The following is a 24,780-nucleotide window of genomic DNA, read 5'->3' on the forward strand; positions in this document are numbered from 1 at the left end:
GCTGTCCTATTCGCCGATGTAGTGCATGACGTGCTTGACCCGGGTGTAGTCGTGCAGGCCGAACACCGACAGGTCCTTGCCGTACCCGGAGTGCTTGAAGCCGCCGTGCGGCATCTCCGAGACGAACGGGATGTGCGTGTTGACCCAGACCACGCCGAAGTCGAGCCGGTTGGACATCCGCATGGCCCGGCCGTGGTCGGAGGTCCAGACCGAGCCGCTCAGGCCGTACTTCACGTCGTTGGCCTTGGCCAGCGCGTCGGCCTCGTCGGCGAACGTCTGGACGGTGATCACGGGGCCGAAGACCTCGTTCTGCACCATCTCGTCGTCCTGCTTGAGACCGTCGACGATCGTCGGCGCGAAGAAGTAGCCCTTCTCGCCGACTTGGTGGCCGCCGGTGAGGACCTTGGCGTGCGCCGGGGCCCGGTCGATGAAGCCCTGGACCCTGGAGAGCTGGTTCTCGTTGTTGAGCGGCCCGTAGAGCGCGTCCTCGTTGCCCAGGTCGCCGGTCACGGTGGCGGCGGCGGCCTCGGCGAGCGCGGCCACGAACTCGTCGTGCACGCTCTCGTGCACCAGCACCCGGCAGGCGGCGGTGCAGTCCTGGCCGGCGTTGTAGAGGCCGGCGACGGCGATGTCGGCGGCGGCCTTGCGCAGGTCCTTGACGTCCTCGAACACCACGACCGGGGCCTTGCCGCCGAGCTCCAGGTGCACGCGCTTGAGGTCTTCGGCGGCACTCTTGGCCACCGACATGCCCGCGCCGACCGAGCCGGTGATGGCGACCATGGAGGCGGTGGGGTGGCTCACCACGAGGGCGCCGGTCTCGCGGTCGCCGGTGACGACGTTGAAGACGCCCGCGGGCAGCACCGCGCCGAGGATCTCGGCCAGCTTGAGCGTGGAGGCCGGGGTGGTGTCGGACGGCTTGAGCACGACCGTGTTGCCGGCCGCCAGGGCCGGGGCGATCTTCCAGACCGCCATCATCATCGGGTAGTTCCACGGCGTGACCTGGCCGATCACGCCGATCGGCTCGTGCCGGATGACGCTGGTGTGCTCGGCGAGGAACTCGCCGGCCGTGGGGCCCTCCAGGGTGCGCGCCGCGCCCGCGAAGAAGCGGAAGTGGTCGGCGGCCACCGGGGTCTCGTCCTCGGCCATCCGGGCCCGCGGCTTGCCGGTGTTGAGGCACTCCGCCTCGTTGATCTCATCGGCCCGCGCGTCGATCGCGTCGGCGACCTTGAGCAGGAGGTTGGCCCGCTCACCCGGCGTGCTCCTGCCCCACGACTCGAACGCGGCGGCAGCGGCGGCGAAGGCGGCATCGACGTCCTCCGGGCCGGAGACAGGGGCCTGCAGGTAGGCCTCGCCTGTGCACGGGTCGATGATGTCGGAGAACTTGCCGCTCTTGGCGTCCACGAACTCACCATTGATGAAGTTCTGTAGACGGATCATGCGCCCTCCAAGTGGGTGGCTGAGATGCCGCGACTCTTACAGAGCAGGTGCATCTCGACAAGGGATTTCGTGGTGAAGATACCAAATTGCTACGAATTCGCTTGACAGGCCGCCAGGAACTGACAACATGTCGCACCAGGACGGCAACTCAGCGGGAACGCACCCGTAACGCCGGACCAGTAGGAGGATTCCGTCGATGACGACGCCGCCCCGCGTACGCCGCAACAACGCCAATGCCGGGCCGGTGGTGCTCGACGATCTGTCCAAGCAGATCATCGAGCAGCTCCAGTCCGACGGGCGCATGCCGTACGCGGCGATCGGGAAAGCGGTGGGCCTGTCGGAGGCCGCCGTGCGTCAGCGCGTCCAGCGCCTGCAGGACGCGGGCGTCATGCAGATCGTCGCGGTCACCGACCCGCTGACGCTCGGATTCCCGCGGCAGGCCATGATCGGCATCAACTGCGAGGGCGACCTGGAGGCCGTGGCCGACGAGCTGGCGGCCATCGACGAGATCGACTACGTGGTCCTCACGGCAGGCTCCTTCGACGTGATCGTCGAGGTGGTCTGCGAGGGAGACGGTCACCTGCTGGAGATCCTCAGCAAGATCCGCGCCATCCCCGCCGTGCGGGCCACGGAGTCGTTCGTCTATCTCAAGCTGCGTAAGCAGACCTACTCCTGGGGCACTCGCTAGCCCACCGTCTCCACGATGGGCAGGATCGGCGTGTCGGCCGTGCGCACCAGGCGCGGGCCCTCGGGACCGTACACCTCGCGGGGCTCCGGGAACGCCGTCAGCAGCGCCAGATAGAGCACGCCCGCGACGGCCAGGCCCACCGGCAGCGAGATGTCCACTCCCCCGGCCAGGTTACCCAGCGGGCCGACGAACTGGCCCGGCAGGTTCACGAACAGCAGCGCGAGGCCCGCGGAGACGAGCCAGGCGGACAGCCCGCGCCAGTTCCAGCCGTGCGCGAACCAGTAGCGGCCGCCGCGCTGGCGCCGGTTGAAGACCTGGAGCGCCTCGGGGTCGTACCAGCCCCTGCGGGTCACGTAGCCGAGCATCATGATCACCATCCACGGCGCCGTGCACGTGATGATCAGCGTGGCGAACGTGGAGATGCTCTGGGTGAGGTTCGCGGCGAAGCGGCCGATGAAGATGAACACGATCGACAGCGTGCCGATGAACACCGTCGCCTGCACCCGGGAGAAGCGGGTGAAGACACTGGAGAAGTCGAGCCCGGTGCCGTAGAGGGAGGTCGTGCCGGTGGACATGCCGCCGATCAGGGCGATCAGGCAGACCGGTACGAAGTACCAGCCGGGCGAGACGGCCAGCAGCCCGCCGACGTAGTTGGGGGCGGCCGGGTCCATGTAGTCGGCGGCCTTGGTCGCGATGATCGAGGCGGTGATCAGGCCGAACAGGAACGGCAGGATGGTGGCGAGCTGCGCCAGGAAGGCCGCGGCCATCACCCGGGACTTCGGCGTCATGGCCGGGATGTACCTGGACCAGTCGCCCAGGAAGGCGCCGAACGACACGGGGTTCGACAACACGATCAGCGCCGCGCCGATGAACGACGGCCAGAACAGCGGGTCGCCGGCCGGGAGCGTACCGGGATAGGACGGGTCGAAGTCCCCGGCGAAGGCGAACGCCCCCAGGACGAACAGCAGCGACGCCGCCGCGACCGCGATCTTGTTGACGAACAGCATGAAGCGGAAGCCGTACACGCAGACGATCAGCACGAGTACGGCGAAGAGCGCGTACGCGACGCCGTACGACAGGTCGGTGTCGGGCAGCCCGGCCAGCAGGTGGGCCCCGCCGACCAGCGCGTCCCCCGACGACCACACCGAGATCGAGAAGAACGCGATCGCGGTCAGCAGCGACAGGAACGAGCCCACGACCCGGCCGTGCACGCCCAGGTGGGCGGAGGAGGAGACGGCGTTGTTGGTGCCGTTGAGGGGCCCGAACAGCGACAGCGGCGCCAGGATCAGCGCGCCGACCACGAGCCCGAGCACGGTCGCGGCCAGCCCCTGCCAGAACGACAGGCCGAACAGGATGGGGAAGGCGCCGAGCACGCAGGTGGCGAAGGTGTTCGCGCCTCCGAACGCCAGCCGGAACAGGTCGATCGGGCGCGCGTTGCGGTCCGCGTCGGGGATGCGCTCGACCCCGTACGTCTCGATCTCGGTGAGGCTCATGCTTGCTCCTGCAACGCCAGCAGACTGACGAGGTCGTAGGCCACGTGGGAGGCGGCGACCGAGGTGATCTCCGCATGGTCGTACGCCGGGGCCACCTCGACGACGTCGGCCCCGACCAGGTTGTGGCCGGCCAGGCCGCGCAGGATCTCCAGCAGTTCCCGGCTGGTGAGCCCGCCCGCCTCCGGCGTCCCCGTGCCCGGGGCGTGGGCCGGGTCCAGCACGTCGATGTCGACGGACACGTACAGGGGCCGGTCGCCGATGCGCTGCCGCAGCACGTCGATCACCTCGTCGAGGCCGCGCCGCAGCACGTCGGCCGCCGTCAGGATGCCGAACCCGAGCCGCCGGTCGTCCTCGAGGTCCTTCTTGCCGTACAGCGGGCCCCTGATCCCGACGTGGCTGACGGCCTCGGTGTCCAGCAGGCCCTCCTCCACCGCCCGCCGGAACGGGGTGCCGTGCGTGTACTCGGCGCCGAAATAGGTGTCCCAGGTGTCGAGGTGGGCGTCGAAGTGCAGCAGCGCCACCGGGCCGTGCTTCCTGGCCACGGACCGCAGCAGCGGCAGCGCGATCGTGTGGTCGCCGCCGATCGCGACGAGCTTGGCGTCGATCGAGTCCGCCGCGCCCTCGATGCTCTCGATGGCCGCCCCGATGTCGAACGGGTTGGCCGCGATGTCACCGGCGTCGACCACCTGCACCCGCTCGAACGGCGAGACGTCCAGCCCCGGGTGGTACGGCCGCAGCAGCCGGGAGGCCTCCCGCACCGCGGCCGGGCCGAACCTGGCGCCGGGCCGGTAGGACACGCCGGTGTCGAACGGCACGCCCACGACCGCCACGTCGGCCCGCTCGACCTGGTCGAGCCTGGGCAGGCGGGCGAAGGTGGCGAGCCCGGCGAAACGCGGGACCTGAGAGGAGTCGACAGGGCCAAGGTTCATGCGGCCCAGTGTTCGTCATGCCTCTGACCTGCGGCAATTGTAGAACCAACGAAGTCACACGGTGTGTGTTGTGGGTGGCCACAAGCAGGTCGTCACCCGGGTTTGGCGCCGGCCGAAAACCGAGCCGTATTCACCGGCATTTCATTCGGGCAAAGCGCCGTCGTATGATCTCGACAGCAGCCTAGGAGGGACTCTCTATGGGGGAACCGGCTCACGCGGTTGGCACCGGGCTTGCGGAGCTGACTGACATGACGCTGCTCCAACTGACCGAACTCGACGACGCCACCCTCGACGGGCTGGTGAGCAAGATCCTCGGGCGAAGGGGGCCGTGGGATCGGCTGTGGCAGGAGGATGCCAACAACGGTGCCGTCCCGTGCGATGGCTGAACGAGTGTTCGGCCGCTGAGACGTACGAGATCTGCCACCGCCTGGTCGACGACGACCTCACCTCCGAGCTGCTGACCCGGCTCCGGGAGATCCAGCTCCACAGGAATCAGCTGCTCGTGGAGGCCGTGCGGCGGCAGGTGCGCGGGACGGACGCCGATGCCGCGTTCCGCGCGCTGGCCGAACTGCAGGAGAGCGATCCGCGGCTCATGGCGGAGCTGCTGGTGCTCCCCCAGGTGGGCTGCTGGGCGGTCGACTGCCTGCGGCGGCTGCGCGACGGCGAGGATCCGGACCTCGGCTATCTCGTCTCCTTCAGCGCCGGCGCGGCGCTGCGGGCCGGGCGGCGGCCGCCGCCCGGCCCGCAGCTGGGCCCCGGCGCGTTCGTCCCGGGGCTCGGCACGTTCGCGGCGTCCGGTCTCGTCCCGATCCCGTCCCTGCACGCGCAGGCGGACGGGCTGGGGCTGGCGGTCAGGCTCGACGCGGTCGACCCGTACCTGGCGGGCTTCGGCAGGCGGGGCGAGGCGGACCCGGTGTGGTGGCAGCGCGAGCTCGGCCGCGCCTGGCAGGTGCTCTGCGAACGGCATCACCACGCCGCCGGAACGATCGCGGCGGTCTTCACCACGCTGGTGCCGCTGGAGGGCCGGGATCGAGCGCGGCCCGCCAGCGCGACGTCCGGCTGGGCGTACGGGGCGATAGCGCTCTCGCCGCCGCCCGACCCGGTCGCGTTCGCGGAGAGCCTGGTCCACGAGGTGTGGCACCTGGTGCTCGGCGCGGTCGAGGACATGGTCGAGCTGACCGGCCCCGACGACGGACGCCGCTGGTACGCGCCCTGGCGCTCCGACCCGCGACCGCTCGGCGCGCTGCTGCAGGGCTGCTTCGCGAACTTCGCGATCACCGCGTTCTGGCGCGCCGAACGCCACGCAAGCCCGGCCGACGAACGCCACGCGAGCCCGGCCGTCGAGCGGGCGGAGGCGGAATTCGCCTACCGCCGGGCCATCACGTTCGAGGCGCTGACCCGCGCGAGCGGCTCGGAGGGCCTGACCGGGCCGGGCGAGGTGCTGGTGAACGGGCTGCTGGGCCGGCTCGGCGAGTGGCTGCACGAGCCGGTGCCCGCCTCGGCCGAGCGGCGGGCGGCCGAGCTCCGGGACGGGCACCGTGCGCGTTGGCTGAGCGCCAATCCCGGGTTTTCGATCTAGACCGTCAGTCGTTCATGGGCTCGATGCCCAGGTTGACCCGGCCGTACTGGGCGGCCAGCCGGGCGTGCGGGTGGTCAGGCATGATCGAGCGCTGGTAGCCGTCGAGCATCTTCTCCCGCAGGCTCTGGGCGCCGTCCTTGTCTCCGTCGGCGTTGCGGTCGAGGGACAGGTTGGCCATGGCGGCCAGGGTGTTGGGGTGGTCGGGGCCCCGCGTCGTGACGTTGCGCTCGAGCACGGTCTCGCCCAGCCTCCGGGCCTGCCCCACCTCGCCCAGCGCGGCCAGGTCGCTGGCCAGGTTGTACATGGCGATGAGGGTGTTGGGGTGGGTGTCGCCCAGGAGGGCCTTCATCCCCTCGGCCGCTCGTTCGCTCAGCCCGCGGGCGCCGCCCGGATTGTTCCTGACCCGCAGCACGATGGCCAGGTTGTTGTAGGCCGCCAGCGTGTTGGGGTGGTGGGGGCCGGCCACCTTCTCCAGGCTCAGCACCGTCTCCTCGCCCAGCCGCTGGGCTCCGGCCAGGTCTTCGGTGAGCCGGTAGTCGTTGATGAGGTTGGTGGCCGACTGCAGCGTCTGGCGGTGCTCCATGCCGAGGGTCGACTTGTGCCGCTCCCAGGCCTTCACGCCCTGGACGAAGGCGTCCTCGTAGAGGCCGACCCGGTTGAGTGCCACGCTGAAGTCGATGGCGACCAGGAGCCGGAACTGGTTCCATGGCTGGTTCTTGCGGTCGATGGCGTTGCTGATCCGCCGGATCAGGTCGAGGGACTCCTCGTAGCGCCCCAGCCCGCGCAGGTCGCGGGAGCGGCCGAACTGCGAGCTCAGCGTCGCGTGCTCGACCGGGCCGAAGATGCGCTGCCGCTCGGCCAGCGTCTCGTCGTCGTAGCGCAGGGCCTCCTGGAAGCGGCCCAGGCAGCGCAGGCTCACCGCCACGTTACTGCGGATCCGCAGCGTGTCGGGGTGGTCGGGGCGCAGCTGCTGCTCGAAGAGCGGCAGCAGCCTCAGGTCGTTGTCCAGCGCGTCGGCGTAGCGGCCGAGCAGCCGCAGCCCGACGTCGTGCACGCGGGCGCAGCTCAGGTAGACGGCGTCCAGCTCTCCGAAGTTGTCGCGCAGCCGCTGGAGGGTGTCGGCGTGCAGGCGCAGGCTCTCCTCCCACTGGCCGGCGGTGCGCAGCGCGTTGCCGACCTGGACCGCCAGGGCCAGGGTCTGCTTGTCGTCCTGGCCGAACCGCTGCCGCCACAGCTCCAGCGTCGGCAGGCCGATCCGCAGGCTCTCCTGGTGGCCGCCGCGGCGGTAGAGCTGCTCGACCTGGTTGATGATCAGCTTGCGGACCAGGCGGTCGGCGGACTCGACCGCCCGCGAGGGCACCAGGTGCTGCAGGGACCGCTGGTAGATCTGCTCGCTGTCCTCGCGGTCGACCGCCCCGGGATCGGAGGCGGCCATCAGGAGGTGGGCTGCCTCCTGGAAGCGGGCCGCGGCCTCCGGGTCCTCGCGCACCATGCGGTCCCTGGTCACGGCCTGCACGACGCGGTGCAGCTGCACGACGTTGCGCACGCCGTCGAGCTTGAGCATGGAGTAGCGGCCCAGCTCCCTGGCCGCCCTGCGGAACTCGGTCACGCCGCTCAGCACCCGGTCGAGCGGCGGCGGCAGCTTGGAGGCCACGGCGGGCTGCACGAGCAGCTCCTCGGCGATCGGCTCGGCGGAGAGGCTGGCCAGCAGCTTGAACAGCGCGTCGGCCTCCGGCGAGATCTTGCTGCGCGAGACGCTCCACGTCGTGGCCACGGTCTGCGGGTATTTGATGTCGACCGAGCTGGCCAGCAGCGCGTGCGCGTTGTCGCGGAACAACTCCAGGTATTCGGAGATGCTGGTGCCGGTCTCGTTCAGATACGCGGCGGCGTGCTCGGCGGCCAGCGGGAGGTTTCCGAGCTGATTGGCCAGCTCCTTCGCGTCGGCCTCGGCTTCCACGGAGCCGGATCTACCCGGGTCGGCCAGGGCGGTCACCCGCCTATGAAAGAACTTGACCGTTTCGTCGGGAAGGAACTCCCCTACCTCGATCCCGTCGAGGTCCATCGCCCGCCGCCAGTGGCGGTCGCGCGTGGTGATGATGACGTGGCCGCCGCCGCTGGGCAGGTAGTGCTGCACCGCGTTGGCGCTCTCGACGTTGTCGTAGATCAGCAGCCATCGCTCGTAGAGCTCGCGATTGGCGAGGGCGGACAGGACCAGCCTGGCGGAGTAGTCGCGATCGTCGGGGCGGAAGCCGTCGAGGGACATCTTGCGGCCCAGCCCGATCAGCGAGTTGACGATGGTCTCCTCCTGCTCGGCCCTGATCCACCAGACGAGGTCGTAGTCCTCCGCGTGGCGATGCGCGTATTCGGCGGCGATCTCGGTCTTGCCGATGCCGCCCATGCCGTAGACCGGCTGGGGCGGCTGGCCGACCAGCGCGGTCGAATGCTGCGCGAGCCGGCTGTGGAGCTCGGCGAGCTCACGCTCACGACCGGTGAAACAGCGGTTGCGGAACGGGATCTCCCGCCCCCAGAGGGTGGGGCGGCGCTCCTGCCGCGCGACGTCCTCCATCACGATCACCGCCACTGGTCGCTATTCGGCTTTCGCCACCGATCCTAATGCGATATCTGCCCGCCGCAGGTCGCGTCCGCACCCAGCGGAAAGAGCATTTCCCCCTGAAGCGGACCGCCCTTAATGGCGGTTTACTCTGTCACCTAAAGCGCTCTTTGCCGGGATTACTAACATATATTGAGCTATGTCGGAGATGACGCCGCGCCACCATGCGGCCATTCTCGGCTATTGACTGCGGCGGCCCTTTCATGGACCCTCTGAAGGGTTCCGCACCTCGCCGCCATGAACCGGAAGGCGGTGACGCGTGCACGCCGGTGGCATCGACCGCGACAACGAGGCCGCCTGGGATCTGCTGATCGGGGATCTCAACAATGGTGACTGCATCCCCTTTCTCGGCGCGGGAGCCAGCGCGGAGCGGCTCCCGCTCGGTGGCCAGCTCGCCGCGAAATGGGCCGGCAAGATCAACTACCCGTACGCGGATTCCGACAATCTGGCACGCGTGATGCAATACGCGACCACGATGGTCTATCGTGACGCAACCAGGACGAAACGCGAATTCTTGAGGGCCGAGTTCGCCAACGCGACCCCGCCCGACCGGACGGATCAATTCCCGGTGCACGCCGTGCTGGCCCGCTACCCTCTCCCCCTGTACATCACCACGAACTACGACGACTTCATGTTCCTGGCGCTGCAGCAGGCGAGGAAACAGCCCATCTGGGACTTGTGTCCGTGGTATGCGATGTCTTCCGACGACTGGACCGGGAGTCCTTTTCGTGAACCAGCCTTCACCCCGTGCGTGGAGCGGCCACTCGTGTTCCATCTGCACGGCCACCACAAGGAGCCGCACTCGATCGTGCTCATCGAGGACGACTACCTCGACTTCCTGGTCAGGCTGGCCCAGGACGGCAGGCACACCAACGCGTCGTCCGCTGCCCTCCGCGGCGGACACCCGATGACGCTGCTGCCCTTCCCGGTCCGCACCGCGCTGCGGACGAAGGCGCTGCTGTTCATCGGCTACGGCCTGCGCGACTGGACGTTCCACGTCATGTTCCGGACCCTGCTGCACGGCCTGCCCGGCACCATGCGCAGGGAGCACACGAGCATCCAGCTCAACCCGGACGACCACTCCGCCGAGGAGCGCCAATACCTCGCGCGCTACTTCCAGGCCCAGAGCATCCGCATCCTGTGGGAGACCCCGCGCTCGCTCAACGACAAGCTTGCCGCCGGACTCCGGGGGACGCCATGACCAGCAATCCCGAGCCGTACGTCGGCCCGCGCCCCTTCCGCCGCACCGAGTCCGCCCTGTTCCACGGCAGGTCGGAGGAGGCCCGCCACCTGCGGGACGCCTGGCTGTCCGAGCGGGTGGTGGTGCTCCACGGCCCCGCCGCCGTCGGCAAGACGTCCCTGCTGCACGCCGGGGTCCTCCCGCTGCTCGACGACGAGCCGCGCACGCTGACGCTGCCCGTCGGACGGCTGATCCACCAGCCCACCTGGCCCCTCGCGCACGCGTCCGGGCCGGGCGGCTACCGCTTCACCCTGATCAGCAGCTGGACCCCCGCCCGCCAGACCCCCGACCCCGGGCAGACGGTCGGCTCGGCGCTGGAGAGCATCCTCGCCGGCGCCGCACCGCACCGGGTGCTGGCCGCGATCGACCACATGGAAGAGCTGTTCACGGCCTTCCCCGCCCGGCTGCCCGAGCGCGACCGCCTCATCGGCGAGCTGGCCCAGGCCCTGCGGGACCTGCCGCTCAACCTGCTGCTCCTGGTGCGCGACGACCAGCTCGCCACGCTGAGCGGCTACGAAGGGCTGCTGAGCCCTCAGCCGTTCGCCTATGTGCGCCTCGACGGCCTGGGGCAGGCGTCCGCGGTGGCCGCGGTGACGAGACCGGCCTCGCACAGCGGCCACCGCTACGCGCCCGGCGTGGCGGAGCGGCTGGTCGAGCGGCTGCGCAAGACGACCTACACCGACCGGCTGGGCGAGAGCGTCGAGATCGTCAGCGAGCGGGTCTCGCCCTTCGAGCTGCAGATCGCGTGCGCGGCGCTGTGGTCCGGCCTGGGCGACTACGACGACACGATCACCGCGGAGCTGCTCGCCCAGCTCGGCGACCTCGCCGGCATCCTCGCCGCCTACTTCGACCGCGCGGTCCGCGACGTGAGCCTGGAGACCGGCGTGTCCGAACCGGAGCTGCGCGCCTGGATCGAGACGACCTTCATCACCGAGCGGGGCACGCGCGGCACCGCCTACCGAGGCCTGACGCAGACCGCCGACATGCCCAACGCCGTGGTGGACGCCCTGGTGGCCCGGCACATCCTCACGGAGGAGCAGCGCGCCAGGAGCCTGTGGTACCAGTTCGGCCAGGAACGCCTGGTCGAGGCCATCCGCACCGCCCACCACGTCACGCCTGCCCGCGACCGGCCGCAGGAGCACACGCCCGCCGACTTCCGCGCCGCCGCCGAGGCCGCGCTCGGTGAGGGCAACTTCATCTCGGCCCGCCGCTTCGCGGACGTGGCGGCCAGCCGCTCCTTGGAGCAGGGCGACGAGCGGCAGTTCGCCAACCTGCTGGCGTTCAAGGCGGAGGTGGCCAGGGTCGAGGGCGACCTGGAGGCGGCCAGGGAGACGCTGACCGCGGCGCGCTCGCAGTTCGAGAGCCAGCAGGACGCCCTGGCCACCGTACGGGTCCTGACGGCGCTCGCCGAGGTCTGCCTGTCGATGGGCAGCCCGGACGAGGCGGTGGACCTGGGCCGGCAGGCGGTGGCCAGGATGCCGGGAGACGTCCCGGCCCGCACGCTCCTGGCCCACGCGCTCTGGCGGGCCGGCTCGCCCGCGGACGCGGAAGCCGCCTACAACGACGCGCTCGACCTGGACCGCAACGCCGCCCGGGCACTCCACGGCCGGGGCCAGGTCCGGATCGCGCTCCGCGACTTCCGCGGCGCGCTGGCGGACCTGGACCGGGCGCTGGCGCTCGGCCTGCCCCGGTCCGAGGAGGACCTGGCCAGGGAGGCGCGCGAGCAGGCGCTGAGGCGGCTCGTCGGCCATCCGGAGAGCTGAACCGAGGCGCGAGCGGGCGCTGGGGCGGCTATCCGGAGAGCTGAACCGTCGCGATCTCCCACGGCTTCAGCGCCAGGCGGAGCACGCCGTCCGCGACCGGGAGCCGGTCGCCGGGGCGGCCGCGCAGGTCGGCGTGGCGGGCCTCGGTGAAGGCGCCCTCGATGACGGCCTCCGTGGCGGCCGGCGTGAGGGCCACGACCCTGAGCTCCTGCCGGTCGTCACGCATCCGCAGCGAGGTCATCACCACGCCGTCGCCCGTCACCGACAGCCCGGACGCGGGATCGGGCAGCGCCGAAGCGCGGTCGCCCTGGCCCGGGACCACGAGCAGGTCGTGGCGGAAGGTCTCGGCCTGCGGCACGACCTCCTGCCAGGACTCCGCGTACGGCATCAGCGCCAGGCTCACCGAGCGGATCCCGCGTGACTGGGCGGCCGGGGTCGGCAGCTGCGGCCCGGCCGGCTCGGGGCGCAGGGCGTTGCGGTTGCGGGACAGGTAGGCGACCGAACGCAGGAGCGTCAGGGCCAGCTCGCCGTCCGCCAGCTCGTACTCCGTCACGTGCTCCAGCAGCGCCGCCACGCCTCCGGCCGCCACCCACGAGGAGGCGGGGAAGGTGGGCAGCGGGGTCTCACCGCAGCCGCCCTCCGAGGTGAGCCCGCGGGTGACCACTGCGAACTGGCCCTCGGCGTGCGACTCCGTCGCCGGGGCGGGCAGCGGCACGTGCAGCCGAACCCGATGGTCCGCGCACCGGTTGTCGAACTCGACGCGCAGGCGTGCGTACGGCTCGCCGGCCCGCAGCTCGACGCAGGTGGTGACGACGATCTCCTCGGTCCGCGGGGCCCGCGAGAGAGCGGGAAGCTCGGGCGCGCCGTCGATCCCGTCCCCCGATGCCGGCCACCGGTACGTACGCCGAACGTCCACCGCCGCCACCAGCGGACCCGAGCAGATCAGCTCCGTCTCGACGGACGACGGCTCCGACACGAGCAGGTCGTCGGCCGGAGGCGCGTGGTTGTAGGTGTCGCCGACGTCGCCGCCGTCCACGATGCGCCCGGCTCCCGTGACCGTCGTGCCGTCCGCGCTCACCAGCGTCAGCGTGCCGTCGCCGGCGATCGTGACCCGCAGCAGGCCGTTGTCCAGCACCTCCTCGTCGCCGCGCACCGGCGCCGGAGCCGGCCGGCCCTCGCCGGCGGGCGACCCGTGCACCTGCTCGCGGAGCACCGGCCGGATGCTCGTGTGGCCAAGCGGCGGGACCTCCACCAGGGCGGCGACCGTGCGCCTGGGCTCGGCGAGGATGCGCACCCGCCGCACGCCGCCGGTCGCCGCGCGCAGGTCGTCCAGGTCGATCACGGCCGACGTCTCCCGCGCCACCGTGAACGTCAGCGTCTCGCCCTCCACCGACCAGGCCGTGATGTGCTGCCCGTACAGCTCGGTGCCGTGGACGAAGGTCAGCGCCGTGGCGGCGTCCATCTCCTCGTCCAGCAGCAGCGTGGGCGCGTACTCCAGCGGCTGCACCGGCACCGGCGCGCCCGAGGGGTCCACCAGCGGGTCGGTGCCGGCCACGTCCACGACCACGACGCCCCTGCGCGCGGCGGGGGTCGGGTTGACGAGGAGCACCCCGTCGGAGGGCACCGATGCGGCCAGCCGGGCGGTCACCATGTCGCGTACGGCCTGGCCGAGGTGCTCGGCCTCGGCGATGCGCGCGGCCACCTGCTGGGCGGTGTCGTCCACGCCGCAGCCGGTCACCGAGTCGTGTCCGCTGGCGTCGACCAGCCGCCACCACGCCATGTCGAGGAAGCGGCCCGGCCACTCGGCGCCCCAGAGGGTGGCCAGCGGCTCGGCGTAGCGCTCGACCATCCGCTCGGCACGGCCCATGGCCTGCTTGACGTGGGCCCGGACCGAGATGACGCCGGGCAGGATGTTGGCGCGGGCGTGGGAGCGCAGCTCGCCTTCGACGCGCGGCAGCCCGTCCACCTCACCGGAATATTTCCCGATATATCCGGACAGGGTGTCCATCCGGGCGCCGATCGCCGCCACCATCTCCGGCAGCCCGCGCACCGGCGCCGAGTGGTCCGTGCCGTACATGGCGAGCAGCGCGCCATCGGGCCCGTGCCACTCCCGCATGGTCGTGACGAACGCGGCCGCCCGCTCGGTCAGCCCGGCCGAGTCCGAGAACAGGTGCGCCCCGTTCCCGTAGCCGCCCGCGGGCAGGTACTGGGTGCGCAGCGCCGTCCCGTCCGGCGCGACCCAGGCGAAGGCGTCCGTGGTCACCGAGGACGGCACCCCGCGGTAGACGCACGCGTGCAGCAGCCCGGCCTTGCGCAGGATCTGCGGCATCTGCGCCGTGTGCCCGAACATATCGGGCAGGTATCCCACCGGCATCGCCCCGCCGAGCTTGTCCGCCCGGCTCATGCCCAGTTCGAGGTTGCGCACGATGTTCTCGCCCGAGCACAGGAACTCGTCGAGCAGGATCTGCCACGGCCCCACCGCCAGCCGTCCCGACTCGACGAGCGCGGCGATGCGGTCGCGGTTCTCGGGCCGCACCTCCAGATAGTCGTCCACGCAGGCCAGCTGCCCGTCGAGGGTGAAGTGGTAGGCGGGCTCGCGCTCCATGGTGTCGAGCACCTCGTCGAGCAGCGCCACCAGCCGCAGCCGGAAGCGCTGGAACGGCTCGTACCACTCCCGGTCCCAGTGCGTGTGCGGTACGACGACGATCTCGGTGCTCATGCGCCCTCCTCCGTCGGTCGCATGAGCGCGACGCTACTGTGTTTGATTGGTCGCTCGCTCCGCTCGCTCATGGCCTCCCCTCCGATGGGCAGATCATGCTGTACGGCGTAACGAGCGGCGATCCGCTGGGCGGTCACGATGTCCTCCAGCCCGCCGCCCGCGTCGGTGAGGGGCGGCTTGCCATCGTTCACGAAAGCATGAAAGGCGGCCAGCTGTACCTCGAACGCCTCGGTCACGTCGCGGTATTCGGTGCGGCTCTCGGCGCCGGAGACCACGGTGAGCGTGGTGGGCGCGTTCATCAGGTAGGGCGAGGGGAAGACCAGCTCCAGCGAGCCCCTGTCGTGGTGGATGGCCACGGTCTCGCGGTAGGCCGGGTAGTCCTCCAGGTAGTGCCAGCGGATCGAGAACCGCCCCCGAGCGGGCAGGGGCCCGGTGATCTCGATGGACCCCGGCGCGGGCTCCCATGCCTCAACATACGAAATTTCCGCAGGCGACCCGGTAAAGCGCCTCAAGAGCGACAAATCGTGGCATATCGAGCCCAAGGCCACCCCGTACAGCGCCCGTACCTGCTCGGGCGCCGACTCCCCCAGCGCCCGCGAGACCAGGTCGCGCTCGGCGGCCCGCAACGAGTCGAGCAGCCCCGGATCCACGTCCCCCGCCTGCGTCAGGTTCGCGAACGCCAGCTGCGACTCCCCGCTCGGATGCAGCACGGTCACCTCGACCGACCTGATCGCCTCCGGTCCGCCCAGCTCGGCCAGCAGTTCCTCGGCCCGGCGCACGGCCGGGTCGTACTGCTTCATGTAGCCCACCATCAGCCGCCCCTCGGGGAGGCCGGCCACCTCGGCCCTGGTCAGCGCGAGCGGCTTCTCGCACAGCACGGCGTACCCGCCGGCCAGCGCCCGGCCGACCGTCTCCCCGTGCGAGCCCGAGGCGAGGACCAGCACGGCCTCGAAACCCCCGGCCGAGAGCAGCTCAGCCACCGACGTGAAGCGCCCGGCGGCGCCCAGCCGGTCACCCACCGCGTCGGCGAGCGTCCGCGACAGGTCGCAGACCGCGACCACCTCGAACAGGTCGCGCCGCCTCGACAGCAACGGCACATAGACCGCCTGCGTGACGGCGCCGCATCCCACCAGCGCGATTCTCACAGTCCCAAGTCCTCCAGCCTGCGGCGGTTGGCCGCCTGGTCGGCGATGTTCTGGGCGACGGTGCGGCGTCCGGGCAGGGTGTCCTGCTCGATGACGACCCAGCCCGCGTAGTCGATCTCGTCCAGGACGCGCACCACGGCGGGCAGGTCCAGCTCGCCCTCACCGAGCGGGGCGAATCCGCCGCGCCCCATGAGCTCGCGCAGGTCCACGCCGTCGGTTAGGGCCTGGGCGAGGATCTTCGTGTCGCCGTCCTTGATGTGCACGTGCCCGACCCGGCCCGACCAGTCGCGCAGCGCGCTCACCGGCTCGCCCCCGGCCAGCAGCAGGTGGCCGGTGTCCAGGCAGAGCTGCACGTCGGTCAGCTCCAGCAGCCGCTCGACGTCGTCAGGGGTCTCGACGTAGGTGCCGAGGTGGTGGTGGAACACGGGCTCCAGCCCGCGCTCGCGGCACCGGTCGACCGCCCTCTGCACCCGGGCCGCGTAGCCCGCCCACTCGGACGCCGCCAATCCTGGAACGCTCCCACCCGGGCGCGCGAACCGCTCCGGCGACCCCGAGCAGGCCAGCGTGGGCCGGGGCCCGAACCCCTCGGGCGCCGGCGGCGCGGCGGCGAACACGTCGAGCGCGGCCTCCAGCGCGGGCAGCCCGGCCTCGTACGCCGCCGCGTCGCCGTAGGGCAGGTCCACCCAGCCGCCCGCGAGCAGCAGCCCGTTCCCGGCCAGCCGGTCGGCGAGCCCGGATCCGGTGCCCAGGTAGCCGATCGGCCCGGAGTCGATGCCCTCGTACCCGGCCTCGGACAGCGCCCGGACCATCTCGTCGGCGCTCAACGGTGGCGGCTCGGTGGCCAGCTCGAACACGCCGAAGCTCACGGGCGCGTTGGCGACTTTCACTCGCACAGTGCGATCACCTCGTTCTCGTAAGTTTCCAGGCGGTGGCGTCCGTCGATGGCCCGCAGCAGGACGCGCTCCCCGCGTACGACCTGCCGGCTGCCGTCGGGGCGTACCAGGACCAGGCCGTCGGCGTCCAGGGCGAGCAGTTCGTCGCCCAGCCTGAGCAGCACCGGTGCGTCGGGGCCGGTGGAGACGGCGGTGCGCCCGGCGCGCACGCCGTCCAGCACCGAGCTCGTGTCCTCGGCCAGCACCCACGTCGTCGGTCCGCCGGGCAGGCCGTCGGAGCCGTGGCGGTGGAAGTCGCTGCCGCCGATCGCGATCACGTCGTCGCGCCAGGCGTCCGCCCAGGCCAGCGGCGCGCCCCAGCGGCGGTCCCACCAACCGGAGCTCCAGACCTCGGCGATCCGGGGCCGCCGGGTGATGGGCAGCAGCCAGGCGCAGTCGCCGCCGAGCGGGTGGTTGATCGAGATCAGCCCGCCCGCGCGCTCGGCGTGCTCCACCCAGGAGTCGGCGGGCTGCCGGAAGTCCACCCAGCCGACCTCCCCGAACACGTTCGCGTGGCCCCGGTCGGTGGTGACCTCCTGACCCGGGATGAGCGTGATCCCACGGTCGATCTTGCCCAGCCAGGGGTGGTGGCTGACGGTGTTGTGGTCGGTGACGGCCAGGAAGTCGAGGCCGCGCCCGTGGGCCAGCTCGGCCAGTTCGGCGATGGTCAGGCTGCCGTCGCTGTGCAGGGTGTGGGCGTGGAAGTCGCCCGCGAACCACCGCAGGCCGTCGATGGAGGGCACGTCCCGCCGGGGCGGGCGCTCCCCGTGCGGCGGCTCCTCGGCCACCGGCTCGGCGGGGGTGACGGCCGAGGTGGTGATCTCCAGCGAGTAGTCGAGGCCCTGCGGCGGGATGCGGTGCAGCCGCAGCCACACGTGCCACGTGCCCGCCTCAGGCTCGCCCGGCAGGTATCCGGGCGTCGCCCAGTCCGGGGTGATCGTGTACTCGTCACGCGCGCCGCCCGACCAGCCGCGGAAACCGCCGGGCGCGCCGCAGCCGAGGTCGATGACACCCTGCGACCGGTCGTACGCCAGCCGCACGGTCACGGCGGCGGTCCCCGCGGGCACCTCGAAGGGCACCTCGCGCAGGATCCGCTCCAGCCGGTCGTCCAGGCTCCAGTGCCCTCTCACACAAGCTCTCCGTCCCGGTAGACGAGGGCGCGGTCGCGCCGGGGCGTCGCGTAGCCGTCGTCGCCGATCTCGGGCTCGCTCCCCTCGGGCACGACAGCCTGCACGGTCACGTCGTTGACGTCGAGGGTCACCAGGTGGGAAGCGCCGAGGTTCTCCACGATGGCCACCTTGCCGCCCAGCGCGCCCCCGCCGGGCTCGGGCGAGTAGGCCAGGTATTCGGGTCGCACGCCGTACACGATCTTCTCCCCGTCGGAGAGCCGTCCCTCGGCCGAGGCCGGGACCGCCACCTTGCACCCTGCCACCTCCAGCGTGTCACCTCGTACGACGCCGTCGAGCAGGTTCATGGGTGTCGAGCCGATGAATCCGGCCACGAACGTGTTCGCGGGCCGCTGGAAGACCTCGGCCGGCGTGCCGATCTGCCGGATGTGCCCGGCTTCCATGACGGCCATCCGGTCGGCCATGGCCAGGGCCTCCGCCTGGTCGTGGGTGACGAAGACGGTGGTGACGCCGAGCTCGCGCTGGAGCTTCTTCAGGAACGTACGCGCCTCCAGCCGCAGCCGGGCGTCCAGGTTGGACAGCGGCTCGTCGAACAGGAACGCCTGCGCCTGCGTGGCCATCACCCTGGCCAGCGCCACCCGCTGCTGCTGCCCGCCCGAGAGCTGGCCCGGCCGCCGGTCCATGAGCTGTTCCAGCCCGAGCCGCGCCCCCACCTCGGCGGCCTTGTCGCGGCGGGTGCCCTTGGCGACCTTCTTGATGCGCAGCGGGTAGGCGATGTTGTCCGTGACATCCATGTGCGGGAAGAGCGCGTAGTCCTGGAAGACCATGGCGACGTCCCGGCCGCCGGGCTGCACGCCCGTCACGTCCCGGTCGCCGATGACCACGGCCCCGCCGGTGGCGGTCTCCAGGCCGGCGATCGTGCGCAGCAGCGTGGTCTTGCCGCAGCCGGAGGGGCCGAGCAGGGCGAAGAACTCGCCGTCGGGGATGGCCAGATCGAGCGAGTCGAGCGCCTTCACCCCGCCGGGATAGACCTTGGTCAGCCCGCGTAGTTCGATTCCGGCCATTAACGCTTGATCCCTCCGTGGAAGCGGAAGCCGTACTTCTTGCTGACGAACAGGTACATGAGCACCACGGGAATCGAGTACAGCAGGCCGAACGTGGACAACATGCTGAGGTTGGCCTGGCCGCCCTCGGTGTAGAGGGTGTACGTGATCACCGCCGCCGGATACTGCTCGACGTCCCTCAGCAGCAGATACGGCATCAGGAAATTTCCCCACACGTTGGCCACGGCCCAGACCGCGACCGTCGCCAGACCAGGACGTACGAGCGGCACCACCACGTGCCGCACGATCTGCAGCGGCGTGGCCCCGAACACCCGCGCCGACTCCTCGTACGACTTCGGCGTGGAGTCCATGAAGTCCTTGAGCATGAAGATCGCCGCCGGCAGCAGCCCGCCGGTCAGGATGAGGATCAGCCCGAGCTGCGAGTCGATGAGGTTGAGCTCCACCGCGAGCTGGAACAGCGGCACCATCGCCGCCGTCCCCGTGATGATCGACGACAGCAGCAGCAACGCGTAGAGCAGCGCGTCCCGGCCGGGCAGCCGCACCCGGCTCAGCGCGTACGCGGCCAGCCCGGCCATGATCACCACCAGGACGGCCGTGCCGACCGACAGCAGCACGGAGTTGTAGAGGGACGGCAGCGCGTACGGATGCTCGACGACCGCCTTGAAGTTCTCCAAGGTGAAGTCGGGCACCGTGACCTGGTACGTCGGGTTCGACGTGAAGGGCGCCGTCACCAGCCACAGCAGCGGGATCGTGAAGAAGGCCAGCAGCACCGCGATCAGCGTGTAGAAGCCGATCCGGCCCAGCACGAAACGCGTCATTTCTTGCTCCGGAGCAGCCGCAGGTAGAACACCGCCACGACCAGGTTGATGAGCAGGATGATCGTGGAGACCGCGGCGCCGTGGCCCAGCTCCCCGCTCTGCAGCGCGACCTTGTACACGTGCACGGCCAGCACCTCGGACTTGCCGTCGGGGCCGCCCGCGGTGAGCAGGAAGGGGGTGAAGTCGTTGAAGGTCCACAGGCTGATCAGCAGCAGGTTCGTCAGGATGTGGCCTCTGATGTGCGGGAACACCACGTCCCTGAGCTGCTGCCAGCCGGAGGCCCCGGCCAGGCGGGCGCTCTCCAGGTGCGACGGGGGCACGTTCCCGAGCGCGGCGCCGTACAACATCATCGAGAACGCCGTGCCGCGCCAGATGTTGAACACGATGATCGACAGCATGGGGTGGTCGAGCAGCCAGGCGAAGCCCTGGATGCCGAGCAGCGCGTTCAGCGTGCCCGCGTCGCGGTCGAGCAGCGCCACCCACAGGAACGACACGATCGCACTGGGCAGGATCCAGGCCAGGATGACCAGGCCCTCGACCACACGCTTCACTGGCCCGCGCCGGTCGCGCAGCAACCAGGCGATCGTGAAGCCGAGCCCGACCTGCCCGATGACGGCCGAGCCCGCCACGAACTCGACCGTCAGCCAGGTGGAGCTCCAGAACTCCGGGTTGGAGACCGCGTCGATGAGGTTGGCCGGCCCGACGAACTGGGGCGCCGCCGCGGCGGCGCCGGTCAGGCGGTAGTTCGTGAGGCCGAGATAGAGCACCCAGAGCGCGGGGAAGACGAGGAAGACCGCGACGAGCAGCAGGGCGGGGGCCACGAAGGCCCCTGCCCGCAGCCTGCCCAGGCCCGCCGCGTCCGAGCTGTAGCGGCCCGGCGCGGCGGCCTCGGTGGCCTCAGGAGGCGATGTTGCCAGGGCCACCGACGATTCCTTCGAGCTTCTTCTGGTAGTCGGCCGCCGCCTGGTCGGGCGCCGTGCCGCCCACCACCGCGGCCGTGGCCTCCTGCAGCGCCACCGACACCTGCGGGTAGACGGCCACCGGCGGCCGGTAGGCCGTCAGCGGCAGCACCTTCTCCGAGATGTACGTCAGCAGCGGCTCACCGGCGAGGATCTCCTTGTTGACGTCGGTGCGCGGCGTGATGCGCACGTTGCCGTCCTTGGTCTCCTCCTTCAGCCCCTCCGGCGAGAGCGTGAAGGTCGCCAGCTCGAAGGCCTCCTTCGGGTGCTTGCTGTTGGGGTTCACCGCACGCAGCGCGCCGCCCGACATGCTGACGAAGTCCTGGCCGCGGATGCCCTTGCCGGGCTCCATCGCGGGGATCATGGCATAGCCGACGACCTGGTCGCGGTCGGCCATCTTGGCCACGCCGGTCGCGGGGTTGACGACGCCGCGCCAGAAGTAGTCGCCCTCCATCAGGATGCCGATCTTGCCCGTGGCGAACTGCTGGAACGACTTGTCGCGGCCCTTGGCCTCCTGCTGGAGCTTGGGGTCGCCGAGGCCGCCGCCGTAGATCTTCTGGTAGAGACCGAGCGCGTCCTTCAGCGGCTGGGAGGCGCCCGCCCACTTGCCGTCCTTCTGCACCTCGCCGCCCGCGCCCGCGAGCAGCGGCAGCACGCCCTGCATGGAGGTGGCCTCGCCCATCGCCGTGCCGGCGTTGATCTGGATCGGCACGGGCACGCCGGAGGACTTCAGCTTCGTCCCGGCGTCGAGGACCTCCTGCCAGCTCTTCGGCTGCCAGTCGGCCGGCAGCCCGGCCTTCTGGAAGAGCGTCTTGTTGAAGTAGAGCACCCGGCCGTCGGTGCCGACGGGCAGCGCGTACTTCTTGCCGTTGAACGTGGCCAGGCCCTGGACGGCCTCGGGGATCTGCGACCAGCCGTCCCAGCTGTCGGCGTCCGCGCCGACCAGGTCCGCCAGCGGCTTGAGGTAGCCCGCCTCGGCGAACTCGCCCGCCCAGATGCCGTCGATGTCGATCACGTCGGCGCCCTTGCCTGACTTGAGGTCCAGGGAGAGCTTGGTCTTGTACTGCTCGTCGTCGACGCCGCTGGGGAGGAACTTGACCTTGACGTTCTTGCCCTTCACCTTCTGCGCCGCCTCGAACTTGGGGATCACCCAGTTCGCGATGAAGTTGGCGCCGGCGGCGTTCTTCCCGCCCGCGATGGCGTTCTGGGTGATCGTCAGCTCGATGGCGTCACCGCCTCCGCCGCCGCCGGACGACTGGCCGCAGGCTGCGAGCCCCAGCCCGGCCGCGGTGATGACCGCGACCACACCTATCGACCGTTTCCGCAATGCCATCCAAACCCTCCGACAGGTCCGTAAGGAGGTAACACCCTGGGCCAATATGTCATGACATCCATATGACGTAAAGGCCTGGCCAAAATTGCGGAGAGTGCTCACACGCTGTGTCTTTGCTCAGCGGGCCGGGAGCCAACCGTCCGAACAGGCGCGTTGTGAGTCGCCCGGGGGTTTGAGCTGAGGGACATTAGGTTACATAGCGGACATCCGAATGTCATGACAATATGCCATAGTGTCGAAGGTAAGCTCCATCCTGGAGGTGCTTTGTACGACCTGATCACGTTCGGGCGCTCCGGCGTCGACGTCTACCCGCTGCAGACCGGTGTCGGCCTGGCCGACGTCGAATCCTTCGGCAAGTTCCTCGGCGGCAGCCCCACCAACGTCGCCGTGGCCGCGGCGCGCCACGGGCTGCGCTCCGCCGTGATCACCGGCGTGGGAGCGGACCCCTTCGGAGAGTTCGTCCGCAGGGCGATCCGCGGGTTCGGCGTGGACGACGCCTTCGTGAGCACCGTCGAGGGCCCGCCGACTCCCGTGACGTTCTGCGAGATCTTCCCGCCCGACCACTTCCCGATCTACTTCTACCGTGGCGAGCACCCGCCTGACCTGCAGATCTCCCCGTCCCATCTCGACCTCGGGGCCATCGCGGAGACGAGCCTGTTCTGGTTCTCGCTGACCGGGCTGAGCCAGGAGCCGAGCGCCGCCGCCCATGCCGCCGCGCTGTCGGCGCGCACGTCGGGCTGGACCGTGTTCGACCTCGACTGGCGGCCGTCGCTCTGGAAGTCGCGGGAGGCGGCCCACGAGGCCGCGCGGCGGACGCTCCCGTACGCGAACGTCGCGGTCGGCAACCTCGACGAGGTGGAGAACGCGGTCGGCGTGCGCGACCCGGAGGCCGCCGCGCAGGCGCTCCTGGACGCGGGAGTGAAGGTCGCGATCGTGAAAATGGGCCCTGAGGGGGTTCTCGCGCGTACCTCCGAGGAGAGCGTGGTGGCGGAACCGGTGGAGGTGAAGGTGGTCAACGGCATCGGAGCGGGTGACGCGTTCGGCGGGGCGATCTGCCTCGGGCTGCTGCGCGGCTGGCCGCTGGAGCGGACGGTGCGCTTCGCCAACGCGGCGGGCGCGTTCGTGGCGGCCCGGCTGGCCTGCGCCGACGCCATGCCGTCCACGGCCGAGGTGGAAGACCTGCTGAACGGAGCGGGCTCTTGAGCGACCTCACCCTGCCCAGGGCCTCCGGCTACGAGCGGCTCACCCAGATCCGGGCCACCCGGCCGGAGGAGATCGCCGAGGCCGCGGCCCGGCGGCAGCGGCGCGGACTGCCCGGCGAGGGCGAGCGGCTGCTGATCATCGCCGCCGACCACACGGCCCGCGGCGCCCTGGGCGTACGCGACCGCCCGCTGGCCATGGCCAGCCGCGCCGACCTGCTCGACCGCCTCCAGGTGGCGCTCTCCCGCCCCGGCGTGGACGGCATCCTCGCCTCCCCCGACGTCATGGAGGACCTGCTCCTGCTCGGCGCCCTGGAGGGCAAGCTGGCCTTCGGCTCCATGAACCGGGGCGGCCTGCTGGGCTCGGTCTTCGAGGTGGACGACCGTTTCACCGGCTTCGACGCGGCCTCGATCGACGAGATGCGCCTGGACGGCGGCAAGATGCTGCTCCGCATCGACCCGGCCGACCCCGCCACGGTGGCCACCCTGGAGTCCTGCGCCCGGGCCGTCACCGACCTGGCCCGCCACCGCCTGCCGGCCATGGTGGAGCCCTTCTGGGCGCGGCGCTCCGAGTCCGGGGCGCTGCGCAACGACCTGTCCCCCGAGGCCGTGATCCGCGCGATCAGCATCGCCCAGGCGCTCGGCACCACCTCCGCCTACACCTGGCTCAAGATCCCGGCGGTGGCGGAGATGGAGCGCGTGATGGCCGCCACCACCCTGCCCGCGCTGCTGCTCGGCGGCGACCCGCCGGACATCGACGCCGCCTACGCCGACTGGGACCGCGCCCTGAGCCTTCCCGGCGTACGCGGCCTCGTCGTGGGCCGAGCCCTGCTCTACCCTCCGGATGACGACGTAGCGAAAGCGGTGGACAACGCCGCGGCACTGGTACGGGAGACCCGCGCATGACATACGTTCCGTTCGGCAAGGCCGCGAACGGCCCCTGGTCCGTCGAGATCACCCCGTCCCTGGCGGGCTGGACGTACTCGGGCCTGCGCATCGTGGACCTGGCGGACACACCGGTCTCGTTCGACACCGGCGACGAGGAGACGCTGGTCCTCCCGCTGTCGGGATCCTGCACGGTCACCACCTCCGCCGCGACGTTCGAGCTGACGGGACGGCCTTCGGTCTTCAGCGGGCCGAGCGACTTCGCCTACGTCCCGATCGGCTCCCACGTCACCCTCCGGGGCACCGGGCGCATCGCCCTGCCCTCCGCCCTCGCCACCCGCGCCCTCGAGCCCCGCTACGTGCCCGCCGACCAGGTCTCGGTCGAGATCCGCGGCGCGGGCCAGGCCACCCGCCAGGTGAACAACTTCTGCGCCCCCGGCGCCTTCGACTGCGACAAGCTCATGGCCGTGGAGGTCATCACCCCGGGCGGCAACTGGTCGTCGTACCCGCCGCACAAACACGACACCGACCACCCCGGCGAGGCGGTCCTGGAGGAGATCTACTACTTCGAGGTGGCCGGCCAGGGCAACGCCTACCAGCGCGTCTACTCCTCCGAACGCGGCCACATCGACACCCTGGCCGAGGTCTCCTCGGGCGACGTCGTCCTCGTCCCGTACGGCTACCACGGCCCCGCCATGGCCGCCCCCGGCTACGACCTCTACTACCTGAACGTCCTGGCGGGCCCGGCCGAGGAACGCTCGATGGCCTTCTGCGACGACCCCCGCCACGCGTGGATCCGCTCCTCCTGGGAAAGCCAGCCCACAGACCCGAGACTGCCGTTCGGGAGGACTTCATGACC

General features: G+C 70.9%; 20 protein-coding genes. 8 read left to right on the forward strand and 12 right to left on the reverse strand.

Translation table 11 applies throughout. The features are described 5' to 3' along the window. Window positions 1-6: 6 nt before the first annotated feature. Complete coding sequence (locus ACWDRB_RS32565) at window positions 7-1,437, reverse strand: gamma-aminobutyraldehyde dehydrogenase (protein WP_449900172.1); 1,431 nt, start codon at window positions 1,435-1,437, stop codon at window positions 7-9. Window positions 1,438-1,633: 196 nt separating this feature from the next. On the opposite strand from ACWDRB_RS32565, the gene ACWDRB_RS32570 reads away from it, so the two are divergent. Continuing rightward, on the forward strand, window positions 1,634-2,125 hold the full coding sequence (locus ACWDRB_RS32570) for an Lrp/AsnC family transcriptional regulator (RefSeq protein ID WP_350738965.1): 492 nt from the start codon (window positions 1,634-1,636) through the stop codon (window positions 2,123-2,125). On the opposite strand, the gene ACWDRB_RS32575 is transcribed toward ACWDRB_RS32570, so the two are convergent. Then, a complete protein-coding gene (locus tag ACWDRB_RS32575) occupies window positions 2,122-3,618 on the reverse strand; it encodes a purine-cytosine permease family protein (protein WP_449900174.1) in 1,497 nt (498 codons plus the stop codon). The genes ACWDRB_RS32570 and ACWDRB_RS32575 overlap by 4 nt on opposite strands. Next, complete coding sequence (gene speB / locus ACWDRB_RS32580) at window positions 3,615-4,547, reverse strand: agmatinase (RefSeq protein ID WP_350738971.1); 933 nt, start codon at window positions 4,545-4,547, stop codon at window positions 3,615-3,617. Before speB ends, ACWDRB_RS32575 begins: the two co-directional genes overlap by 4 nt. A 248-nt stretch (window positions 4,548-4,795) precedes the next feature. Here speB and ACWDRB_RS32585 point away from each other — a divergent pair, with 248 nt between their 5' ends. Together ACWDRB_RS32585 and ACWDRB_RS32590 are read left to right on the forward strand one after the other, a co-directional pair. Beyond that, window positions 4,796-4,933, forward strand: coding sequence for a hypothetical protein (locus ACWDRB_RS32585; RefSeq protein ID WP_350738974.1), 138 nt, complete (start codon window positions 4,796-4,798; stop codon window positions 4,931-4,933). Continuing rightward, on the forward strand, window positions 4,921-6,126 hold the full coding sequence (locus tag ACWDRB_RS32590; RefSeq protein ID WP_449900177.1) for an aKG-HExxH-type peptide beta-hydroxylase: 1,206 nt from the start codon (window positions 4,921-4,923) through the stop codon (window positions 6,124-6,126). Before ACWDRB_RS32585 ends, ACWDRB_RS32590 begins: the two co-directional genes overlap by 13 nt. Before the next feature lie 4 nt (window positions 6,127-6,130). Here the strand turns inward: ACWDRB_RS32590 and fxsT are convergent, their stop codons facing one another. Beyond that, window positions 6,131-8,692, reverse strand: coding sequence for an FxSxx-COOH system tetratricopeptide repeat protein (gene fxsT / locus ACWDRB_RS32595; RefSeq protein ID WP_449900180.1), 2,562 nt, complete (start codon window positions 8,690-8,692; stop codon window positions 6,131-6,133). A 304-nt stretch (window positions 8,693-8,996) separates the two neighbouring features. Here fxsT and ACWDRB_RS32600 point away from each other — a divergent pair, with 304 nt between their 5' ends. Together ACWDRB_RS32600 and ACWDRB_RS32605 are read left to right on the forward strand one after the other, a co-directional pair. After that, window positions 8,997-9,938: an SIR2 family NAD-dependent protein deacylase gene (locus ACWDRB_RS32600; RefSeq protein ID WP_350738981.1), complete on the forward strand. Its 942-nt coding sequence runs from the start codon at window positions 8,997-8,999 to the stop codon at window positions 9,936-9,938. After that, window positions 9,935-11,740, forward strand: a complete 1,806-nt coding sequence (locus tag ACWDRB_RS32605; RefSeq protein ID WP_449900182.1) for a tetratricopeptide repeat protein — start codon at window positions 9,935-9,937, stop codon at window positions 11,738-11,740. Before ACWDRB_RS32600 ends, ACWDRB_RS32605 begins: the two co-directional genes overlap by 4 nt. A gap of 28 nt (window positions 11,741-11,768) precedes the next feature. Here the strand turns inward: ACWDRB_RS32605 and ACWDRB_RS32610 are convergent, their stop codons facing one another. Genes ACWDRB_RS32610 through ACWDRB_RS32645 form a run of 8 tightly spaced genes read right to left on the reverse strand, consistent with a single transcriptional unit; the run spans window position 11,769 to window position 21,837 of the window. Next, window positions 11,769-14,459 (reverse strand): glycoside hydrolase family 38 N-terminal domain-containing protein, encoded by a 2,691-nt coding sequence (locus ACWDRB_RS32610; protein ID WP_449900185.1) that lies wholly within the window; start codon window positions 14,457-14,459, stop codon window positions 11,769-11,771. After that, window positions 14,456-15,604: a Gfo/Idh/MocA family protein gene (locus ACWDRB_RS32615; protein ID WP_449900187.1), complete on the reverse strand. Its 1,149-nt coding sequence runs from the start codon at window positions 15,602-15,604 to the stop codon at window positions 14,456-14,458. The genes ACWDRB_RS32610 and ACWDRB_RS32615 overlap by 4 nt, the downstream gene beginning before the upstream one ends. Then, window positions 15,601-16,497, reverse strand: a complete 897-nt coding sequence (locus ACWDRB_RS32620) for a TIM barrel protein (RefSeq protein WP_449900189.1) — start codon at window positions 16,495-16,497, stop codon at window positions 15,601-15,603. Before ACWDRB_RS32620 ends, ACWDRB_RS32615 begins: the two co-directional genes overlap by 4 nt. Next, the gene (locus ACWDRB_RS32625; RefSeq protein WP_449900192.1) at window positions 16,488-17,666 is read right to left on the reverse strand and encodes a CehA/McbA family metallohydrolase; all 1,179 of its coding nucleotides are present in this window, start codon (window positions 17,664-17,666) and stop codon (window positions 16,488-16,490) included. The genes ACWDRB_RS32620 and ACWDRB_RS32625 overlap by 10 nt, the downstream gene beginning before the upstream one ends. Further along, the gene (locus ACWDRB_RS32630; RefSeq protein WP_449900194.1) at window positions 17,663-18,727 is read right to left on the reverse strand and encodes an ABC transporter ATP-binding protein; all 1,065 of its coding nucleotides are present in this window, start codon (window positions 18,725-18,727) and stop codon (window positions 17,663-17,665) included. The genes ACWDRB_RS32625 and ACWDRB_RS32630 overlap by 4 nt, the downstream gene beginning before the upstream one ends. Continuing rightward, window positions 18,727-19,545, reverse strand: coding sequence for a carbohydrate ABC transporter permease (locus tag ACWDRB_RS32635; RefSeq protein WP_355209965.1), 819 nt, complete (start codon window positions 19,543-19,545; stop codon window positions 18,727-18,729). Before ACWDRB_RS32635 ends, ACWDRB_RS32630 begins: the two co-directional genes overlap by 1 nt. Then, window positions 19,542-20,468, reverse strand: a complete 927-nt coding sequence (locus tag ACWDRB_RS32640) for a carbohydrate ABC transporter permease (RefSeq protein ID WP_350739004.1) — start codon at window positions 20,466-20,468, stop codon at window positions 19,542-19,544. Before ACWDRB_RS32640 ends, ACWDRB_RS32635 begins: the two co-directional genes overlap by 4 nt. Beyond that, window positions 20,443-21,837, reverse strand: a complete 1,395-nt coding sequence (locus ACWDRB_RS32645) for an extracellular solute-binding protein (protein ID WP_449900197.1) — start codon at window positions 21,835-21,837, stop codon at window positions 20,443-20,445. Before ACWDRB_RS32645 ends, ACWDRB_RS32640 begins: the two co-directional genes overlap by 26 nt. Window positions 21,838-22,101: 264 nt before the next feature. Here ACWDRB_RS32645 and iolC point away from each other — a divergent pair, with 264 nt between their 5' ends. The 3 genes from iolC to iolB are packed head-to-tail and all read left to right on the forward strand — an operon-like array spanning window position 22,102 to window position 24,778. Continuing rightward, a complete protein-coding gene (iolC, locus tag ACWDRB_RS32650; RefSeq protein WP_350739009.1) occupies window positions 22,102-23,040 on the forward strand; it encodes a 5-dehydro-2-deoxygluconokinase in 939 nt (312 codons plus the stop codon). Then, window positions 23,037-23,942, forward strand: coding sequence for a Cgl0159 family (beta/alpha)8-fold protein (locus ACWDRB_RS32655; RefSeq protein ID WP_449900199.1), 906 nt, complete (start codon window positions 23,037-23,039; stop codon window positions 23,940-23,942). The genes iolC and ACWDRB_RS32655 overlap by 4 nt, the downstream gene beginning before the upstream one ends. After that, the gene (gene iolB / locus ACWDRB_RS32660; protein ID WP_449900201.1) at window positions 23,939-24,778 is read left to right on the forward strand and encodes a 5-deoxy-glucuronate isomerase; all 840 of its coding nucleotides are present in this window, start codon (window positions 23,939-23,941) and stop codon (window positions 24,776-24,778) included. The genes ACWDRB_RS32655 and iolB overlap by 4 nt, the downstream gene beginning before the upstream one ends. Window positions 24,779-24,780 lie beyond the last annotated feature (2 nt).

It is taken from the genome of Nonomuraea sp. NPDC003707, assembly GCF_053587055.1.

What these genes read in the sequence shown, in the direction of transcription:
- ACWDRB_RS32605 (WP_449900182.1), top strand. Translation starts at nt 9,935, where the DNA reads ATGACCAGCAATCCCGAGCCGTACGTCGGCCCGCGCCCCTTCCGCCGC.
- speB (WP_350738971.1), bottom strand. Translation starts at nt 4,547, where the DNA reads ATGAACCTTGGCCCTGTCGACTCCTCTCAGGTCCCGCGTTTCGCCGGG.
- ACWDRB_RS32635 (WP_355209965.1), bottom strand. Translation starts at nt 19,545, where the DNA reads ATGACGCGTTTCGTGCTGGGCCGGATCGGCTTCTACACGCTGATCGCG.
- ACWDRB_RS32570 (WP_350738965.1), top strand. Translation starts at nt 1,634, where the DNA reads ATGACGACGCCGCCCCGCGTACGCCGCAACAACGCCAATGCCGGGCCG.
- ACWDRB_RS32585 (WP_350738974.1), top strand. Translation starts at nt 4,796, where the DNA reads ATGACGCTGCTCCAACTGACCGAACTCGACGACGCCACCCTCGACGGG.
- ACWDRB_RS32610 (WP_449900185.1), bottom strand. Translation starts at nt 14,459, where the DNA reads ATGAGCACCGAGATCGTCGTCGTACCGCACACGCACTGGGACCGGGAG.
- ACWDRB_RS32645 (WP_449900197.1), bottom strand. Translation starts at nt 21,837, where the DNA reads ATGGCATTGCGGAAACGGTCGATAGGTGTGGTCGCGGTCATCACCGCG.
- ACWDRB_RS32565 (WP_449900172.1), bottom strand. Translation starts at nt 1,437, where the DNA reads ATGATCCGTCTACAGAACTTCATCAATGGTGAGTTCGTGGACGCCAAG.
- fxsT (WP_449900180.1), bottom strand. Translation starts at nt 8,692, where the DNA reads ATGGAGGACGTCGCGCGGCAGGAGCGCCGCCCCACCCTCTGGGGGCGG.
- ACWDRB_RS32575 (WP_449900174.1), bottom strand. Translation starts at nt 3,618, where the DNA reads ATGAGCCTCACCGAGATCGAGACGTACGGGGTCGAGCGCATCCCCGAC.
- iolB (WP_449900201.1), top strand. Translation starts at nt 23,939, where the DNA reads ATGACATACGTTCCGTTCGGCAAGGCCGCGAACGGCCCCTGGTCCGTC.
- ACWDRB_RS32630 (WP_449900194.1), bottom strand. Translation starts at nt 18,727, where the DNA reads ATGGCCGGAATCGAACTACGCGGGCTGACCAAGGTCTATCCCGGCGGG.